This is a genomic window from Streptomyces sp. NPDC104371 (assembly GCF_055583785.1).
In genome coordinates this window covers 248,373-267,170 of record NZ_JBVJNF010000001.1, presented here as the reverse complement: position 1 = coordinate 267,170, position 18,798 = coordinate 248,373, and the positions used below count along the sequence as shown (strand labels likewise).

At 72.2% G+C, this 18,798-nt stretch carries 14 protein-coding genes; 8 read left to right on the top strand and 6 right to left on the bottom strand.

Features of this window, described 5'->3' with window-relative positions; all coding sequences use genetic code 11:
- Nucleotides 1-85: 85 nt before the first annotated feature.
- A complete protein-coding gene (locus ACZ60T_RS01250; RefSeq protein WP_469663375.1) occupies nucleotides 86-2,173 on the top strand; it encodes a HelD family protein in 2,088 nt (695 codons plus the stop codon).
- Nucleotides 2,174-2,235: 62 nt separating this feature from the next.
- On the opposite strand, the gene ACZ60T_RS01245 is transcribed toward ACZ60T_RS01250, so the two are convergent.
- A complete protein-coding gene (locus ACZ60T_RS01245) occupies nucleotides 2,236-2,973 on the bottom strand; it encodes a response regulator transcription factor (RefSeq protein ID WP_365632642.1) in 738 nt (245 codons plus the stop codon).
- Nucleotides 2,970-4,238: a sensor histidine kinase gene (locus ACZ60T_RS01240; RefSeq protein ID WP_469663373.1), complete on the bottom strand. Its 1,269-nt coding sequence runs from the start codon at nucleotides 4,236-4,238 to the stop codon at nucleotides 2,970-2,972. The genes ACZ60T_RS01245 and ACZ60T_RS01240 overlap by 4 nt, the downstream gene beginning before the upstream one ends.
- A 144-nt stretch (nucleotides 4,239-4,382) precedes the next feature.
- On the opposite strand from ACZ60T_RS01240, the gene ACZ60T_RS01235 reads away from it, so the two are divergent.
- Nucleotides 4,383-4,769, top strand: a complete 387-nt coding sequence (locus ACZ60T_RS01235) for a DUF4190 domain-containing protein (protein ID WP_469663371.1) — start codon at nucleotides 4,383-4,385, stop codon at nucleotides 4,767-4,769.
- Between the two features lie 59 nt (nucleotides 4,770-4,828).
- On the top strand, nucleotides 4,829-6,364 hold the full coding sequence (locus tag ACZ60T_RS01230) for an alpha/beta hydrolase (protein ID WP_469663369.1): 1,536 nt from the start codon (nucleotides 4,829-4,831) through the stop codon (nucleotides 6,362-6,364).
- 50 nt (nucleotides 6,365-6,414) lie between these two features.
- On the opposite strand, the gene ACZ60T_RS01225 is transcribed toward ACZ60T_RS01230, so the two are convergent.
- Both ACZ60T_RS01225 and ACZ60T_RS01220 read right to left on the bottom strand, forming a co-directional pair.
- The gene (locus tag ACZ60T_RS01225) at nucleotides 6,415-7,113 is read right to left on the bottom strand and encodes a response regulator (protein ID WP_469663367.1); all 699 of its coding nucleotides are present in this window, start codon (nucleotides 7,111-7,113) and stop codon (nucleotides 6,415-6,417) included.
- A gap of 5 nt (nucleotides 7,114-7,118) precedes the next feature.
- On the bottom strand, nucleotides 7,119-8,300 hold the full coding sequence (locus ACZ60T_RS01220; RefSeq protein ID WP_469663365.1) for a sensor histidine kinase: 1,182 nt from the start codon (nucleotides 8,298-8,300) through the stop codon (nucleotides 7,119-7,121).
- A gap of 147 nt (nucleotides 8,301-8,447) precedes the next feature.
- On the opposite strand from ACZ60T_RS01220, the gene ACZ60T_RS01215 reads away from it, so the two are divergent.
- From ACZ60T_RS01215 to ACZ60T_RS01195, 5 genes are all read left to right on the top strand, one after another.
- Nucleotides 8,448-9,359: an ABC transporter ATP-binding protein gene (locus tag ACZ60T_RS01215; protein WP_469663363.1), complete on the top strand. Its 912-nt coding sequence runs from the start codon at nucleotides 8,448-8,450 to the stop codon at nucleotides 9,357-9,359.
- Nucleotides 9,356-10,219 carry an ABC transporter permease gene (locus tag ACZ60T_RS01210; protein ID WP_469663361.1) on the top strand — a complete coding sequence of 288 codons (864 nt, stop codon included), beginning with the start codon at nucleotides 9,356-9,358 and terminating at the stop codon, nucleotides 10,217-10,219. The genes ACZ60T_RS01215 and ACZ60T_RS01210 overlap by 4 nt, the downstream gene beginning before the upstream one ends.
- An 80-nt stretch (nucleotides 10,220-10,299) precedes the next feature.
- Nucleotides 10,300-10,812 carry a DUF4231 domain-containing protein gene (locus tag ACZ60T_RS01205; protein WP_469663360.1) on the top strand — a complete coding sequence of 171 codons (513 nt, stop codon included), beginning with the start codon at nucleotides 10,300-10,302 and terminating at the stop codon, nucleotides 10,810-10,812.
- Between the two features lie 446 nt (nucleotides 10,813-11,258).
- Nucleotides 11,259-12,728: a hypothetical protein gene (locus ACZ60T_RS01200; protein ID WP_469663358.1), complete on the top strand. Its 1,470-nt coding sequence runs from the start codon at nucleotides 11,259-11,261 to the stop codon at nucleotides 12,726-12,728.
- Complete coding sequence (locus ACZ60T_RS01195; protein WP_469663356.1) at nucleotides 12,725-17,458, top strand: FtsK/SpoIIIE domain-containing protein; 4,734 nt, start codon at nucleotides 12,725-12,727, stop codon at nucleotides 17,456-17,458. Before ACZ60T_RS01200 ends, ACZ60T_RS01195 begins: the two co-directional genes overlap by 4 nt.
- Nucleotides 17,459-17,527: 69 nt before the next feature.
- Here the strand turns inward: ACZ60T_RS01195 and ACZ60T_RS01190 are convergent, their stop codons facing one another.
- Nucleotides 17,528-17,836 carry a hypothetical protein gene (locus ACZ60T_RS01190; RefSeq protein WP_469663354.1) on the bottom strand — a complete coding sequence of 103 codons (309 nt, stop codon included), beginning with the start codon at nucleotides 17,834-17,836 and terminating at the stop codon, nucleotides 17,528-17,530.
- Between the two features lie 95 nt (nucleotides 17,837-17,931).
- Nucleotides 17,932-18,744, bottom strand: coding sequence for a hypothetical protein (locus ACZ60T_RS01185; protein ID WP_469663353.1), 813 nt, complete (start codon nucleotides 18,742-18,744; stop codon nucleotides 17,932-17,934).
- Between the last annotated feature and the right edge of the window lie 54 nt (nucleotides 18,745-18,798).

Below are 18,798 nucleotides of genomic sequence, written 5' to 3'. Positions count from 1 at the left end.
CGCTTCGGTCAAGATTTACTTTTGCGGAATCCGTCTGCATAGTGGCGCCTCGACATAGTGGCGGGTTGTACCGAGGGGGCCTTTCTTGTCGCAGATCGACGATGGTGCAGCGCGCGAGGTGGAGCTTGAGCGGGTTCAGGTGTCCGGCATAGGCGAGCTGTTCGACGAACGGCTGGCCGACGTACGGGCGCAGTTGGCTCGTGTGCTCGCGGCGCCGCCCGGCAGCGCGGGCGAGGCGTACGAGCGGGAGGTGACGGCCGGGCGTCTGGCGGGGGAGGCCCGTCGGCTGGAAGGCGCTGAGGAGGGGTTGGTCTTCGGCCGGATCGACCTGACGGACGGGACGGTCCTGCGGATCGGACGGCTGGGGCTGCACCGGGACTCGGACGACCTGCCGGTGCTGGTGGACTGGCGGGCCGAGGCCGCACGGCCCTTCTACGAGGCGACGCCGGTCCATCCCATGGGGCTGCGGCGGCGCCGCCATCTACGCCTGACAGGCCGCACGGTGGTGGGGGTGAGCGATGAGCTGCTCGACGGCTCCGCACCCACCGGACAGGACGTGGTCGCCGACGGCCCGTTGACGGCGGCGCTCCAGGCGAGGCGTACGGGGCGGATGGGTGCGGCGGTCGCCACGCTCCAGGCCGAGCAGGACGCGATCGTCCGGTCGTCGCACCGCGGGGTGACGGTGGTGCAGGGTGGTCCGGGCACGGGGAAGACGGTGGTGGCGCTGCACCGCGCCGCGTATGTGCTGTACGCGTTCCCGAAGGCAGCCGAGCACGGCGTGCTCGTACTGGGGCCGAACGCACGGTTCCTCGACTACATCTGCCAGGTCCTTCCCTCGCTCGGGGAGAACGACGTCGTCCTGGCGACGTGCGAGGAACTGGCCGGTGTCGTGCCGGGCGCCGCGGACCCCTTCGAGGTGGCGCGCCTGAAGGGGAGTGCCGCGCTGGCCGACGCGCTGGGCGCGGTGGTCCGCTCACGGCAGGCCCCGGGCGGCGACTTCACCGTCCGGGTCGGTCAGGAGTGGATCCGGCTGCCGGACGGGGATGTCGCACAGGCGCGGGAGACGGCGCGGACCAGCGGTCTCGCGCACAACAGGGCCCGTCGGCTGTTCAAGGAGCTCCTGGTCGATGCCCTCGTGCGCGAGCTGGCCCGCAGCGGCGCCGAGGCGCTGGAACTCATCGACGCTCAGGTCACGCAACTGACCGGCCTCGACCTGGATCGGGTCGCCGCGGCGGACCTGCGCCGCCTCGGCGTCGACGGCCCGCCGGCCACAGGCGCCGACGAGTTCGACGCCGACGCCGTGCGCGCGGACCTCATGGACGACGCCTTGCTCGAAAGCGCCGTCGAGGACCTGTGGCCGCGGCTCACGCCCGGCGACGTGGTCCGTACCCTGCTGACGGACGCCGACGCGCTGCCCGCGTACCTGCGGCAGTTCACCGACGACCAACGAGCCCTGCTGCGGCGGACACCCGGTGCGCCCTGGACGGACGCCGACGTGCCCCTTCTCGACGAGGCGGCGAGCCTGGTCGACGGCCCGCCCGAGCACGTATTCGGACACGTCGTCGTCGACGAGGCGCAAGAACTCACCGCCATGCAATGGCGGATGATCGTGCGTCGTTGTCCGGGCAGGTCGATGACGCTGGTCGGAGACTTCGCCCAGGCGGGCCCGGCGACGGTGGCCCTGGACTGGAAGGAGGCACTGGGCCCGCACCTCGGACACCGCTTCGACCTGCGCACGCTGACCGTCAGCTACCGGACCACGCAGGAGATCCTCGCCGTCACAGAGGACTTGCTCGCCCGGATCGCCCCGGACCGGCCACCGATCCGCTCGATCCGGCGCGGTGAGGCGCCTCGGACCCTCGCCGCGACCCCGGAGTCGCTCATCACCGCCCTCGTGCGTGAGGTGCGGGCGCAGGGTGCCGCGCACCCGGACGAGCTGATCGGGGTGGTATGCGCCGACGGCAGGACGGAGCAGCTCGCGGCTGCGGGGATCGAGCGGCACGCCCGGCTGGTACCGGCCTCACAGGCGCGCGGCCTGGAGTTCGACGCCGCCGTCGTGGTCGACCCGGACGGGATCACCGCCGCCCGCCCCGGAGGCGAACGTGACCTGTACGTCGCCCTCACCCGGGCCACCAAGCGACTGTGCACGATCACCGTTCCGCAGGCCGGGTAGATCACGCGGAGCCGTCCGGGGAACCGTGGGCCTGGGTGAGGGAGCGGGCAACTGATCGAACGTCAGTGCGTGACTCGCGGTACGACCAGGCCCGTTTCGTACGCGATCACCACCGCGTGGGTGCGGTTGTGTGCGCCGAGTTTGGTCAGGACGTTGCCGACGTGTGTCTTCACTGTCTCCGGGCCCACGCCGCAGGACTGCGCGATCTCCGGGTTGGACAGGCCGGTGGCCATCAGGCGCAGTACCTCTTCCTCCCGGGTCGTCAGGGCCGCGTGCGGCAGGGCTTCGGTGGAGTCGAGCGGGCGGGCGGTGACCATCTGGCGCAGGGCTGCCGGGAAGAGGATCGCTTCGCCTGTCGCGGCCACCCGTACCGCCTGTGCGATCTGCGGGACCGGGAGCCGCTTGAGGACGAAGCCGCTGGCTCCGGCGCTGAGTGCGGCGGTGACGTAGCCGTCGTTCTCGAAGGTGGTGATCACCACGACCTTCGGCGGCTCGGTCGCTCCGGACAGGATCTGCCGGGTGGCCTCGATGCCGCCCAGGCGTGGCATCCGTACGTCCATCAGGATCACGTCCGGCCGCAACTGCCGTGATCGCTCGACCGCTTCGATGCCGTCGGCGGCCTCCCCGACCACCGTGATCCCCGGCTGCATCCCGAGGAGCGTGCGCAGACCGCTGCGGGTCACCGCGTCGTCGTCCGCGATCACGAGGGTGACGGAGGTGCTCTCGCAGGCGCCGGTGGTGACGGCTGTGTGGGCGTCAGCGCTGGTCGTGACCGCCGCGCCGGCGGGTGAGCCGATCATGCGGGCAAGCGTACCGGCAGCCGGACCGCGAGCCGCCAGTGCTCCGGCCCGTCCGGGCCCGCCTCGAACTCGCCGTGCAGCAGTCGTACGCGCTCGGCGAGTCCCGGCAGCCCATGCCCGGACGTCGGGAAGGCACCCGACGTCATCTCCGGTCCGGTTCGGTTGACCACGCTGAGTTCCAGCGCGTCCTGTGCGGTCGCCACCGTGAGGTGGATCGGGCCGCCCGTTCCGTGCCGCAGCGCGTTCGTCAGTCCCTCTTGCAGGATCCGGTAGGCCGCGCGGGAGAGCGTCCCTTGTACGTGCGTGAAGTCGCCCGACAGACGCGGCTCCACCACCGCGCCCGCGTGCCGCAGCCGGTCGAGCAGTTCGGGCAGGTCGGCCAGGGTCCGGGTCGGCGCCGTCCCCGCGTGTTCCTCGCGGAGCATGCCCAGGACGTAGTCCAGGTCCTCGAGGGCGGCCCGGGTCGATTCCTCGATGCTGCGCAGGGCGGCCCGTGCCGCCACCGGGTCGGCGTTGAGTACCTCGCCCGCCACCGCCGCCTGGATCGTGGCCGCCGTCAGCGTGTGCCCGATCGAGTCGTGCAGTTCGTGGGCCAGCCGGTTGCGTTCGGCCGCCGTCCGCTCCCGCTCTTCCGCCAGTGCGAGCCGCTCGGCCGAGGACGGGCCGAGCAGCCTGGGCGCCAGCCACCGCAGGGCGTACGTCACGGCCACACACAGGGCCGCCGCGAGCAGCAGGCAGCCGAGCGCGGCTGCCCAGCTCTGCCAGCCGCTCTCCGGCCGCAGCGACCAGCCGTTCACACTCACCCCGGCCTCGGCGCCCGCCCAGCCACCGGGCAGGAGCAGACCGGCGATGAACAGCACGACGCCGAGCTGCGCCCCTGCCCACCCCAGCGCCACATGGGCCAGCAGCCACAGCGGGGTCCGCCAGCGGTCGGCGCCCGATGCCGGGGGAGAGGTCCGCCCGGCACCGAAAGAGCCCGCCCGTGGACGCTCGTCCAAGGGATCCGGCAGCGGCACGCCCAGCATCCGCCGAGCGCACGCGATCAGCACCCGTCGCGTCGTACGGGCCAGCCCGAGCACGCCGATCAGCACGGACCACACCAGCACGGTCACGGCGAACCGCACCACCACCGGGGCGGACGACCACGCCAGCGCCGGCAGCGCCGCGAAAGGCAGCAATGGAAGGCTCGCCAGTGCGCCGCAGTAGGCGAACAGCGCACCCGCGTACGTGGAGCCGCGCAGCAGCGGCCGAATTCCCCTGAACATAGCCAGATCAGTATGACCGGACGGCCCACCTGCACCCTCCCCCGATCGGGGGAGCGAATCCTCCCGCCTTCCCGTGATGTGTTCGCGGGTTCCCGAAACCCACAATCGGGGCCTCACTGACCGACGGGACGGAAGGACACGTTGATGAACGCCCAGGGAACCGAGACGCCGCTGGACCGCACGGCGTCCGCTCAGCATCAGGCCGTACGGCCTGGGACGGAACCGAAGAACGGCCTGGCCACAGCCGCCATGATCCTGGGCATCAGCGGCCTCGCCACCTCCGTCGTCTTCATCGGCGGCCCGCTCGCCGTGGTCGGCCTGATCCTGGGCATCGCCGCGCTGATGACGGCCAGGCGGACCGGCACCGGCCGGGGCAAGGCCGTCACCGCCTTGGTGACGTCGTCCCTCGCGATCGTGCTGTCCGCTCTGGTCGCAGTGCTCGTGGTCTGGTACGCGAACAAGACGCAGGCGTGCTACCGGCCGGACAGCTTCCACCAGTACACGCAGTGCGTCCGCGAGCACCTCAACTGACCGGACTCAGCTACCAGTTGACCCGCCGCCCACCCTCCTCGACAAGGACGAGCATCACCATGCGTAACAGAGACACCCGCCGAGCCACCCTGCTCACCGCCGGACTCGCGGCAACCTGCCTCTCGGCCCTGACACTCGCAACCGGCTGCGCGGTGCCCAAGCCCGCTGACGCCTCCGCCGCCAAGGACCCCCTGCGGCAGTACACGCAGCACAAGCTCCAGTGGAAACGCTGCGACGCGAAGAGCCCCGACGCCCTCGAGTGCACCACCCTCAAGGTGCCGCTGGACTACAGCGACCCCGGCGGCAAGACGATCGACCTCGCCCTGTCCCGGCTCAAGGCGGGCGACGCGAAGGAACGCCGCGGTGTTCTGCTGCTCAACCCGGGCGGCCCCGGCGCTCCGGGACTGACCCTGCCCACCGACCCGCTCATGAAGTTCCCCGCGGAAGTGAAGCGGCGCTACGACCTCGTCGGCTTCGACCCGAGAGGCGCCGGGCGGAGCGCCCCCGTCAGTTGTGGTCTGACCGCCGAGGAACAGTCCGACCATCCGTACAAGGCCGAGACCTTCGCCAAGGACGTGGACCGGGTACGTACGATCGCCGAGAAGTGCCGCACGCGGGCCGGTGACGTACTGCCGCACCTCACCACCCGCAACAGCGCCCGCGACATGGACGTCATCCGCGCCGCGCTGGGCGAGAAGAAGATCTCCTACCTGGGGATCTCCTACGGCACCTACCTCGGCGCCGTCTACACGCAGATGTTCCCCGAGCACGCCGACCGGATCGTCCTGGACAGCGCGACCGACCCCACGCGGGTCTACCGGGGCATGTTCCAGGACATGGCGAAGGCGGCCGAGCAGGCCTTCACGCGATGGACCCGATGGGCCGCCGAGCGGCACGCGACCTACGCACTGGGTGACACCCCGGCCGAGGTCCGCGAGACCTACTGGAAGCTGATCGCGCGGGCGGACCGCGAGCCCATCTCCTTCGACGGGCAGACCCTCACCGGTGCTGACATCCGCGCCGACAACAGCACGTTCTTCCACCTCCGCACGGCCACCGAACAGATCGCCGCGCTCAAGAAGGCGGCCGAGGGCGACAACCCGGCCGGGGGCGAGGACCCGGCTGAGTCCGGCGCGCCCGGTCAGACCGAGGAACCCGACGACAACTACGCCTCCGTCGCCTGGTCCGTCATGTGCGCCGACACCCGTACCTGGTCGCACGATCCCGAGGAATACCGCCGTGAGGCGATCCGCGATCAGGCCCGGTATCCGCTGTACGGCGACTTCGCGGCGGCCATCACACCGTGTGCCTTCTGGGGGCAGGGCAGTGAGCCACAGACCACGATCGGGAACACGGTCGGTGCGCTGATCACGCAGAACGAGTGGGACTCCCAGACGCCCCTGTTCGCCGGTCAGGCCCTGCACCGGGCCCTGCGCGGCTCCCGGATGCTCACGGTCGCCGGCGGTGAGGGGCACGGCGTCCTCTACGCGCCCGACGGCAACTCCTGCGCGGACAAGGCCGCCACGCGCTACCTGACCACGGGCAGGCTCCCCGACAAGGACCTGACCTGCCGGGCCGCGTCCGGGCAGAAGTAGCGGCACCGCACATCTCCCGTGTCTCGACGCACCGTTGCCGGTGCTCCGCGTCAGCGACCGGGCGCGCCTGGTGGCCCGGTTCTCTGTTCTCCGACCGCCACCAGGCCCGACTCGTAGGCGAGGATGACCAGTTGAACGCGATCACGCGCACCGAGCTTGGTCAGCAGGCTCGCGACATGAGCCTTGGCGGTGCCTGGGCTGATGTGCAGGTGTTCGGCGAGTTCGGCGTTCGACAGTCCGCGCCCGACGAGTGCCAGCACCTGGCGTTCGCGTGCGGTGATCCTCGGTAGTTCGGCGTGTTCGGGGCGGGTGCCGCCGTAGGCGACGAAGTCGGCGATGAGACGGCGAGTGATGCCGGGGGCGAGCAGCGCGTCACCGCGTGCGATGACGCGGACGGCGGTGAGGATGTCGTCCAGTGCCATGTCCTTGACCAGGAAGCCGCCGGCTCCGGCGCGCAGCGCGGCGTAGATGTTGGCGTCCTCGTCGTAGGTGGTCAGAACGACCACGCGGGTGGCGGGGACGTCCGTGGTGATCATCTGGGTGGCTTCGACACCGTCCATGCCCGGCATGCGCAGGTCCATCACCACGACGTCCGGGCGCAGTTCGCGCACGAGCCGGACGGCTTGCGCGCCCGTCCCGGCCTCGCCGACGACTTCGATGTCGGGCGTGGCGCCGATGACCATCCGCAGCCCGGCGCGGACGAGTTCCTGGTCGTCGGCGAGGACGACACGGACGGTCGTGGCCGTCATGGATGTCATCGTTCCTTCCTCCGGAGGGGCAGGCACACGCTCACCCGGAACCCGCCCTCGGGCCGCGGTCCGGCACTGAACCGCCCGTCCAGCAAGGCCACACGTTCACGCATGCCGCGGATGCCGTAACCGTCCTCGCCCGTGCCCGTGGTGCCGCCGGGCCCGTCGTCGGTGATCTCGATGGCGAGTGCGTCCGGGCGGTGCTCGATCGCCACGCGGCAGTGGCCGGCGTCGGCGTGCCGTACCACGTTGGTCACCGATTCCTGGACGATCCGGAACGCCGCGTGGTCGATCGTCGGCGGCAGCCGGTCCGGGACGCCCTGTCGGCGCACGTCCACTTCCACGCCTGCCGCGCGCGTGGTGGCGGTCAGCCGGTCGAGGTCGTCCAGCCCGGCGAGCGCGTCGGTGCGTGCGACCTCCGGGGGATCGCCGCCGGTGCCGGTGTCGGCCCGGCGCAGGACGCCGAGCATCTCGCGCAGGTCACGCAGGGTGTGGCGGCTGGTGTCCTCGATGGTCCGCAGAGCGCCTTCGGCCTGCCGCGGGGAGACGTGGATGACCCGATGTCCCGCTCCCGCCTGGATCGCGATGACACCGATGCTGTGCGCGACCATGTCGTGCAGGTCGCGGGCGATGCGCAGCCGTTCGTCGGTGACGGCCTGAGCGGCCTGGTGCCTACGCGCGCTCTCGTCGTACTCACGCTGCTGCCGTACGGACGTCCCGGCCAGCCACGCCGCCAGCACGCTCAGCGCCAGCAGCACCCCGAGCCCCGCGAAGCCCGGTACGAGCAACTGTCCCCAACCGCCGCTCGTCACCAGGCCGGTGAGCCAAGACGCCTCCTCGACCAGGAGCGTGAGGACCATCGCCGTGAACCCGTCCCGCCGGTCCCGCACCGCGGTGACATACATCAGGACCAGGCCTGCCGTCAGAAGCAGCGGCCACACCTGCTCCCACCGCAGACCCACCACCGCGCTCCCGGCAAGCTCGGCCAGCAGGACCGCCAGGACCGGCCGCGGACGCGCCCTGACCCAGACGACAGGCAGCGCCGCGATCACCGCCGCCGGTACGACGAGCGTGAGCGCCTCACCGCCCGGACTGCCCGGCGCGCGGCCACCGGTGTAGGTGGCGGTCAGCAGCACGGCCAGGGCCGCCGGGGCGCACGCGATCCGCATCAGGTTTCCAAGAGCCACAGCCGGAGCGTAGAGGGACGGCCGCGACCGTGACGTCAGACTTGGGACGTATGCCTGCGGGCATACGCCCGAGGACAGATCCGCGGGCCGGAAGATCTGCCGGGCGGCCGATGCCGGGCCCCGGTGCCCTCCGGCAGCGTGGACCGCGTGATCGAAGTCAACCAAATGACCAAGCGCTACGGGGACGTCGTCGCGGTCAGCAACCTGAGTTTCACCGTGCCGCCCGGCCTCGTGACCGGCTTCCTCGGCCCCAACGGGGCGGGCAAGAGCACGACCATGCGCATGATTCTCGGGCTGAACCGTCCCACCTCCGGAACCGCCACCATCGACGGTCGCCCCTTCACCGCGCGGCAAGCCGGGCTGCACCACGTCGGTGCGCTGCTGGACGCGGGCGACGTCCATCCGGGACGCAGCGCGCGGGCACACCTGTCCGCGCTGGCCCACACCAACGGGCTGCCCCGCCGCCGGATACAGGAGGTGCTGGAGGAGGTCGGGCTCGCCGACGCCGGGCATCGCCGGGTCGGCGGATTCTCCCTGGGCATGCGTCAACGGCTGGGCATCGCCGCCGCGTTGCTCGGCGACCCGCCCGTCCTGCTGTTCGACGAGCCGGTCAACGGCCTGGACCCGGAGGGCGTGCGGTGGGTCCGCGGTCTGTTCCGGCGCCTGGCCGCCGAGGGCCGTACGGTGCTGGTGTCCAGCCATCTGATGAGCGAGATGCAGAACACCGCGGACCGGCTGGTGGTCGTCGGACGCGGCGAGTTGATCGCCGAGGAGACCGTCACGGAGTTCGCCGCCCGCGGCGCCCGCGCCCATGTCACCGTGCGCACCCCGCAGGCCGCCCTGCTCGTACCGCTGCTGGCCGCCGCCGGAGCCACCGCCACCCCGGACGGCGCGGACGCCCTGGCCGTCACGGGCCTGCCCGCCGCGCAGGTGGGCGAGTTGGCCTGCCGCCACCGCATCGTCGTGCACGAACTCACCACGCACCACGCGTCCTTGGAAGAAGCGTTCATGGAACTCACCGCACACCACGCCCAGTACAGCGCGCAGGAGGCACGATGAGCGCCCCGGCGTCCGTCTCGGCCTCCGCCCCCGTGTCGGCCAACTCACCGTCGAGCGCCGCCGATCCGCGCGTACGCTGGCGCGGCCTGCTCACCGCCGAGTGGACCAAACTGTGGTCGCTGCGCTCGACCCGCTGGGTCCTCGGCGCGGGTGTCCTGCTGCTCCTCGCGGGTACCGTGCAGAAGAGTTGGGACGACTACAACGCCTGGCCGAGTTACCACGCGCTCGAGCGCGCCCACTTCGACGCGATGACCACCGCGTTCAGCAACATCAGTGCCATCCTGCTCGTCGTCGGCGCGGGCGTCATCGGCGCGCTGACCGTCGTCGGCGAGTACGCGACCGGCCTCATCCGCACCACCTTCAGTGCCGTCCCCGCGCGGCACCGTGTCGTCCTGGCCAAGCTCGCCGTCACCACGGCCGTCATGCTGGTGACGGGAGTGGTGGTGTCGCTGAGCACGTTCGCGGTCAGCCAGTCGATCCTTTCGGGGCGGGGGATCGCGGTATCGGTGAACGACCCGGGGGTGCCGCGCGTGCTGCTGGCCAACGCCCTGCTCGCCCCGCTCGCGGCGCTGGTCGGCATGGGGATCGGCGCGTTGCTGCGGCACACGGCGGGTACGGTCGTGGCGGTGATCGTCCTGTTGGTGGTCCTGCCGATGACATTCAAACCGACGGTCCATCAATGGGTGAACGACCTCTACATGTGGTTCCCGTTCTACGACTGGGCGCACTGCCTGTCCCTGCGCCGTCCGCCCGTGGGCACGGCCCTGCCCACGGTCACCGTCTCCTGGACGGCCTTCGCGGCCTGGGCCGTGGCGTCCGCCGCGGTGACCGTCGGGGTCGTCAGCCGCCGGGACGTGTAGAACCGGCAGGAGATCATCTACGGGACGCGGCCGCCCACAGGGAACCGCGCAGGCGGGGGCCGCGTCCTGCGGGGTGAACTGTGGGGAGACAACGGGACTTTGGGGGCGGAGTGCAGCCGGGAAGCGGACCAGGTGTGGGTCTCAGTCCCAGGGAGACGGCCGCCCTCCTGCTGAACAAGATTCATGAGGGCAACGACTACGCACGTGCCAGGAAGCAGAGGTTCCGACGAAGCGCTTCGGTGACCAAGATGCTCACGCTCGCGCTGTCCGCCGCGTCGACCGTCATCCTGGGCTTGCAGAACCTCAACACCTGGGCCGGTCTGGCGTTCGCCCTCGTGGCTCTGGGCACACTGCTGGGGGCCGTCGAACCGTTCTTCAACTGGCGCTCGCGGTGGGTGCTCATGGAGGAGACGCAGTACCGGTTCCAACGGCTCGCCGACGACCTGGAGTTCCTCCTGGCCGCCACGCCCGCCGACGACCTCACGCATGACCAGCTCGGTGAGGTCTTCGGCAGATACCAGGCGGTCTGGGAAGACCTGAGCCGCACATGGCTGGAGCACCGCCGGGAACCCGCGCCGTCGGCCGACGCCTAGGCGGTTCCCGTAGCGCCGCCGACTGGCGGTGTCGAGCATGCCTTCGATCACGTCAACCACCATGAGGGCGAACCACACATCGAGCAGGAGAGCTGTTTGTCCTGGGGTGATGGCCGCGCTCGGTAGTCGTCGGTCAGGCTTTCGTCAGGCTGCGGTACTTGAGACGACGACAACCGCCCGGCCTGGTGGGTGCGCGGACCGCTCGTCCGTCCGCTGAGGAGTGCATCAGCGCACTCCTCCTGACGTACCGTCAACCCCTGTCCGCGTAGTGAACGAGGCCGCGCGCGCCGTAGAGCGGACGCATGCCGTAGAGCTGCTCGCCCAACTGCCCTGCCCCATCGAGAGGTTCCGGTGTACACATACCTGCCCGGCACGACGCAGCCCCGGCTGTACCGCGCGCCGCAACCCCCGTGGCAGGCCGCCGCGTTCACCGCTCGGGAGTACGGGTGAGTCTCTCCGGCCACGCGGTACCGCTGGCCCTCGGCATGCCGGACCGCGACTCCTGGCTGATCCTCATCGGCTTCCTCGTCGCCCTGGTCCTGCTGGTCGGACTCCTCGCCCGTGCCGTGACCGAGCAGGGCGGTCTCCGCCGCGCCTGCCGCCGGATCGTGTGGGAGACACGGACGACCGCACGGGCGTTCACCGCACCGCCGCGCGCCTGTCTGCGGTACCGGCGCTCCGCCCGGATGCTGACTGGGTACTTCGCCGCCCCGGCCGCCGTCGATGTGGTGTGGGCGGCCCTCGACCGCGCGGACGCGGACGCGGGGGACGGCTGCTACGCGCCCGCCGCCCACGTGTCTCGTACCGGGGACCGCGTCCGCGTCGTCATCGCCGGGCGCGACCCGGCCGGTTCCGCCGGGCCGCCGATGCCCTGGACGGACGTGGCGGGCGAGCCGGGGACGTGGACATGGGCCGCGTCCGCTGCCGCGTTGCGGGCGCGGCCCGCGGGCTCAGGCAGCGGCGTACGGTTGCCGCTCGTCCTGGGAGTGGACCGCAAGGTGCCGGACGTCGTGGTCGTCGACTGGCTGCGCGGCCCCGCCGCACTGAGCATCGAGGGCGACGCTCGGGTCTCCCGCGGCGTGCTCCAGTCGCTGGCCGCGCAGGTGGACCGGGCTCCGGACGGTCCCCCGGTCATGGTCACCTCCGGTGTGCACCCGCGTTTCCCCGGGCGCCCGTTGGACGACGTCCTCGCGGAACTGACGGACCGGTCGACCTTGCCGGAACAAGCGCCTGCGTCGGAGATTCCGTACGAAGCGCCGCCGGTGGTGGTCTGTTGGGCGCCGACATCCGTACAGGCGGCCCGGCTCACGGAGTTGTGCGCGCGTGGACAGGTTCGCGTGCTCGCGGGCGGCCGACTGCCGGGTCCCTGCTGGGTCCTGCACGCCGAGCCGGACGGCCGACTGCTCGGGCCCGGCCCGCAGGTGGATGTGGAGTCGCTCGCGCTCGGCGGGGCGGTGGCCCGTGCGGTGCGACGGGGGTTCTCCCGGCCGCATCGCGTGCTGCCGGATGCCGGTGACGGACCTGGCCCTTCGGCCACCGGCCCTGTACGGGACACAGCCCCGCCCGAGCCCACGTCGGACCGTACCGATCCGGTACGCGAGCAGGCGGCGCCGGGCCGTCCCGAGTGGGATGCCCGGCCCGCCGAGGCCGGTGGTGCGGGCCGTGCATCGGGCGAACCCCTGGGCCGCGACGCCGACTTCGACGAACCCGCGGCTGTTCCGGCGGCCCCCGCCGCACCCGTTCCCGGGCGGCGACCGGCCGCCACAACACCCGTACCCCGTCCGGCCCGGTGCGCAGCCGACACCCCGGAGGACGACTTCGACCTTGCGGAACCGGACCGGGCCGCGGTCCCCGCCCCCGGACCGGCCGGGGTGTCCGCCGCCGACCCTCAGGAACGGACCCCGCGTACCCCGTGAAACTCTTGGTCACCGTCACCCCAGCCGCCCCGCAGGCCTCTGCGCCGACCCGGTCCGACTCCCCGTACGCCGCCCCCGCGCCGCGCGACCTGGTCCTGCGGGCCCCGGGCTCGACCACCGTCGGCGCACTGGCCGCACGGCTCGTCGGCGAACACGGCGAGCACGGCGAGCACGCGACCGGCGGCACGGCGCCCGTGCTCTTCCTCGACGACCGCAGACTCCCCGCCGACCTGCCACTGACCGCCACCGGTATCCGGGACGGCGCCACGCTCGGCCTCGGCGGTCCCGTACCGCCCGAGCCCGGCGGCGGATACGGACCCGGCCGTGCCGACCTGCCACCGCCGTCACGCTCCGCCGACGGCGAGCGGCTGCCCCGCCCGCCCCGTGTGGAACTCCAACTGATCGGCGGACGCGGCGCCGGACGGGTGTGGCCCTTGGACTGCGGTACGCACACCGTCGGCCCGGCGGAGGGCAGTGCGGTGCGGCTCCAGGGCCGTGAGGTGCCCGCCGACGGCATCCGCGTCACCGTCCGCCCGGACGGCACCGTGCTGCTGGACGCCGGTCCGGCGGTCGGCCACCGTACCGCCGTACGCCTGTCCGCGCCCGAACCGCCGCCCGCCCGGCCCCGCGCCGACGCCGCACCCCTGCCGCCCGCGCCGCCGCCCGAACTCCCCGACCTGTACGCCGACCCCCACGCCCCCGTCCCCGAGGGCTGGGTGGAGTGGCCGCTCGGCGATGAGCTGCGGATGGGCGAGTACCTGCTGCGGGTGGCCGAACCCACCGAGGCGGACGCCGCCGTGACGGTCTCCGACGACGGCGCGTACCTGGACTTCAACCGGCCGCCGCGGATCGTGCCGCCGCTGGTGCCGGAACGGTTCACACTGCCCTCACCGCCGGTGCCGCCGCCCCGGCGCACCGTCCCGCTGCTGGTGATGATCGCGCCGCTGTTCATGGGCGCAGGCATGGTCGTCTTCCTGCACTCGTACTTCTATCTGATGTTCGCGTTCCTGAGCCCGGCGCTCGCCCTCGGGAACTGGATCAGCTCCAGACGAAGCGGCTGGCGCGACTACCTGACCTCGGTCGCCCACTACCGCGCCCGGCGCTCCTCGTTGGAGGAGGACGTCAAGAGCATGATCGCGCGCGAGCGCGGCCTGCGGGTCAACGCCGGACCCGACCCGGCCGCCGCCGGTCTGTGGGCCGTCGGCCCCGGCGCCCGGCTGTGGGAGCGCCGCCGCGGCGACTCCGATCACCTGCTGCTGCGCGTCGGCACCGTACGCCAGGCCTCGCTGCTGACGATCGAGGACAGCTCCCGCGAGGACAACCACCGCTCCGTCACCTGGCAGATCCCCGACATGCCGATCGGCGTGAACCTCTGCCGGGACGGTGTCGTCGGCATCGCGGGCGAGACCGACGCGGCCCGAGCGCTCGCCCGCTGGACCGTCGCGCAGGCCGCGATCCTGCACAGCCCGCGCGACGTACGGATCACCGTGCTCACCGACGCCGCGGGCGCGCCCGCCTGGCAGTGGGTGCGCTGGCTGCCGCACACCCGCCCCGGCGCGGGCGGTCTCGCCGCGCCGCCGCCCGGCGGGCCCACCGTGACCGTGGGCAACGACCCGGAGACGGTCGCCAACCGGGTCTCCGAACTGGTCTCCGCGATCCGCTCCCGGACCCGCTCCCGTGAGTCGGCGATGAGCGGCGCGCTGCTGGCCGAACCCGACCTCGTCGTCGTCATGGACGGCGCGCGGCGGCTGCGCGACGTGCCCGGCATGGTGCGGGTGCTCAAGGAGGGCCCGGCCGTGCGCGTCTTCCTGATCTGTCTCGATCAGGAGGAGCGGATGCTCCCCGAGGAGTGCGTCACCGTCTGCGCGGTCGGCGCCCGCGAGGTGACCCTGCGCCGCACCGGCAGCGCCGACCTCACCGGTGTCCGCCCCGACCTGGTGGACACCGGCTGGTGCGAGCGGATCGGCCGCGCCCTGGCTCCCGTGCGCGACGTCACCCCGGACGGCTCGGACGGCCTGCCGAACCGCGTCAGGCTGCTGGACCTGCTCGGCCTGGAGCCGCCGCGGGCCGCGGAGTTGACCGCTCGCTGGACCAAGCACCCGGCCTCCACCGGCGTTCTGCTCGGCACCGGCTATACCGGCCCGGTCACCTTCGATCTGGTCAAGGACGGCCCGCACGGCCTGATCGCGGGCACCACCGGAGCCGGCAAGTCCGAACTCCTCCAGACGCTGGTGGCCTCCCTGGCGGCGGTCAACCGGCCGGACGAGATGACGTTCGTCCTCGTCGACTACAAGGGCGGCAGCGCCTTCGCGGGCTGCGAGCGGCTGCCGCACGTCCTCGGCATGGTCACGGACCTGGACAGTCACCTGGTCGAGCGGGCGCTGACCTCGCTGACCGCCGAACTGACCCGCCGTGAACGCGTGCTGGCCGACGCGGGCGCCAAGGACCACACCGAGTACCGGGCGAAGCGCCACCGCGACCCCGCGCTGGCGCCGCTGCCGAGGCTGCTGCTCGTCATCGACGAGTTCGCCACCCTGGCCCGCGACGTGCCCGAGTTCGTGCCCGGCCTGGTCGGCATCGCCCAGCGTGGCCGCTCACTCGGCCTGCACCTGCTGCTCGCCACCCAGCGCCCGGCGGGCGTGGTCACCGCCGACATCCGCGCCAACACCAACCTGCGGATCTCGCTGCGCGTCACCGACGCCCTCGACAGCCAGGACGTCCTGGAGGTCAACGACGCGGTGGGCATCTCCAGCGACACTCCGGGCCGTGCCCTGGCCAGGGTCGGTCATCGCTCGGTACTGCCGTTCCAGACCGCCTTCGTCGGCGCCGTACGCGACGACGGACCGGCCGCAGCCGCGGACACCGGGGCCGCGAGCGCGGGTACCGCGTCGGGTACGGAGCCCCGCCCCGGCGTCCGGACCAGCGAACTGACCTGGTCGCTGCTGGGCCGTGGAGCGGCCGAACCCGTCGAGGAGACCGCCGAACTCCTCGACGTCGTCCAGCGGGAGATGGACCACCGCGACGCGCCCACCGACCTGACGGCCCTGGTCGACGCGGTCACGGAAGCCGCCGCGCGGTTGCGGATCGAGCGGCAGCCCAGCCCCTGGCTGTCCGCGCTGCCGCACGCGGTGGCCCTGGCCGAACTGCCCGAGCGGCCCGACCCGGCCGACGGGCGCCTGGCCCCGGTCGTCTGGGGCCTGGCCGATCTGCCGGGTGCCCAGCGCCAGGAGCCCCTGGAACTGGACCTGACCCGCTTCGGGCACCTGTACGTTCTCGGCACCCCGCGCTCCGGCCGCTCCCAGGTCCTGCGCACCATCGGCGGGGCACTGGCCCAGCGGCACTCCAGCGCCGACGTGCATCTGTACGGCATCGACGCGGCCGGTGGCGCGCTGGCGCCGCTGTCCGAACTCCCGCACTGCGGAGCCGTCGTACCGCGCGCCGACCTGGAACGGCTCGGCCGCCTGCTGGCCCGGCTGACCGCCGAGATGAGCACGCGCCAGGAACTGCTCACCTCCCATGGCGCGGCCGACCTCACCGAACTGCGCGCCCTGCTGCCGCCCGCCGCGCGCCCCGCGCACGTGGTCGTCCTCATCGACGGCTGGGACTCGCTGGCCGCCCTGCTCGGCGACCACGACGGCGGCCGGCCGGTCCAGGAGCTGACCGCGCTGATCCGCGAGGGCGCCCCGATGGGCCTGCACGTCGTCGCCACGTCCGAACGCGCGCTGATGACCGGCAAGGTCGCCTCGCTCAACGACGAGCGGCTGCTGCTCCGGCTGACCGACCGCAACGAGTACAGCCTGGCGGGCATCCCGCCGAAGCAGGTGCCCGCCGTCGTCCCGCAGGGGCGCGGCTGGCGCGGCGGCAGCGCCATCGAGGTCCAGGTCGCCCTGCTCGGCGAACGGACCGGGAGCCCGGTCACCGGACGCGATCAGGCCGAGGCGCTCAGGCGGATCGGTGCGCGGGCCGCGCGGCGCGACCGCGATCTGCCCGCCGCCCGCCGCCCCGCACGCGTCCTGAGCCTGCCCCGCCAGGTGTCGTTCACCGACGCGTACGACAGAGTGCGGGCGGCCGACCGGCGCCCCCTGTGGGGACTGCTCGGCGTCGGCGGCGACGAACTGGGCGCGATCGGGGTGGACTTCGCGGCCGACGCGCCGTCCTTCCTCGTCAGCGGGCCGCCCGGCAGCGGCCGGTCCACCGCGCTCATCACGCTCGCCGTGTCGCTGCTGGCGGGCGGTACCCGGGTGGTCGCGCTCACCCCGAGGGAGTCGCCGCTGCGCGGCCTGGCCCGGCATCCGCGGGCCGTCGTTCTCCGGGATCCAAACCCGCTGGCCGACGAGGTGACCGCGGCGCTGAGTACCGAACCGGGGCCCACGGTGGTCCTGGTGGACGATGCCGATCTGCTCGCTCAACTGCCCGCTGCCGACGCGGCGTTGCGGGAGGTCGCCACCACGGGCCGGGACCGCGGCATCGGCCTGGTCGCCGCCGCCACCGCCGAGACGCTCACCGCGGTGGGCATCGGCTGGCTCGGCCTGGTGCGGCGGGTCCGCAAGGGCGTGCTGCTGTCGCCCCAGTCGCCGGGCGAGGGCGACATCCTCGGCGTGCGGGTGCCGTACGACCTGCTGCGGGGCCGTCCGACGCCGGGCCGCGGCCTGACCGTGGATCCGGTGACCGGCGCGCTGGTGTCGGTGCTGGTGCCGGAGACGGTGCTGCGCGACGGGGACACCGGCTGACCGGACGACGGTGCCCTGCCGCCGGACCTCTCGTCCGTCGGCAGGGCGCCGTCGTGTCGTACGGCCGTGTCAGCCGCCCTTCCTGGTGCCGGCGGCGATGTCCCCGTCCATCTTCTCGACGGTGTTCTTGATCTGGTTGAACTGACTGGCGAAGCTGTTGATGCTCTCCACCGCCTTGTGCAGTGACGCGGTGAGGTTGTTGTACGACTCCTTGAGCGCCGGGCTGCTCTGCTGCATGAACAAGCCGTTGTCGAGCAGGCCCTCGACGGTGGACTTGGTGCTCAGCAGCAGGGGGTTGATGTCGTTGACGGCTTGGTTCATCACACCGGCGACGCGTTGGATCTCGTTGTAGTTGAGGTTGATGTTGCCTGCGGGCATGGTGCTGACTCCCTGGGTCGGTGTGACGGTGGGTGGGAACCCCGACCGGGCTCGGGGTGCGTCGGGTCGGGCGTGTCGGGCCGGGGGAGGGGCCGTCAGGCGGCGGACTTCTTCGGCTTCCAGCCGGTGTCCCCCGCGGCGTCGTCGCTGGTCCACTCCTCCGTCCTGCCGTCGGTCACCACGGTCTTGGTGCCACTGCCGTCCGCATTGACCTCGATGGTGGTGGTCACCTCGTGGCCATCAAGATCGACGGAGGTGTGGGACGTGCCCTTCACCGTCTTCTCCTTGCCGCCCTTGTCGGGGCCGACGGTGGTGTAGGTGGTTGTCGTGTCGCGGTGACCGGTGTCCTTGTCGACGACCGAGGTGGTGGTACCGGTGGTGGTGCTCTCCTTGTCGTCGGCGCTCTTCGTCCTGCTGGCGAACTCGTCCTTGGTGGTCTTGCTCTCCGGCGTCTCGGTCGTCGTCGATGTGCCGGTGGTGTGCGTGACGCTGCCGAAGACGTCCGTCGAGGTCGAGTCGTACGTGCCGTCGGCGTGGTAGTTCGTGGTGTCGGTCGCCTTCAGGCCCGTCCTCGTCTCCATGGATGTGGTGACCTTCGTCGGACTGCCGTCCGGCCCGAACTCGTACGTCGTGGTGGTTCTGTTGCCGTGCCCGTCGTCGGTGGTCCACTCGTGGGGGCGCTCACCGGGCTTCTCGGGCTCCTTCGGCAGCAGGGAGGGATCGAGGTCCGGGTGCTCCTTCTTGGCCTTCTCCACCGCCTCGTGCCAGGCCTGCCACTGCTCGTTGCGCGTGTTCCACAGCTCGGAGGAGATCGAGGCGCTCTGCTTGGCCGCCTTGTTCGCCAGGTCGAAGTCCCAGTCGGCCCACTGCTTCGCCACTCCCTCGTAGAGGTTCTTGAGCTTCTCCAACTTCTCCTCGGAGCGCTTGAAGGCGCTCTTCCACGTCGTGTAGTACTTACGGAC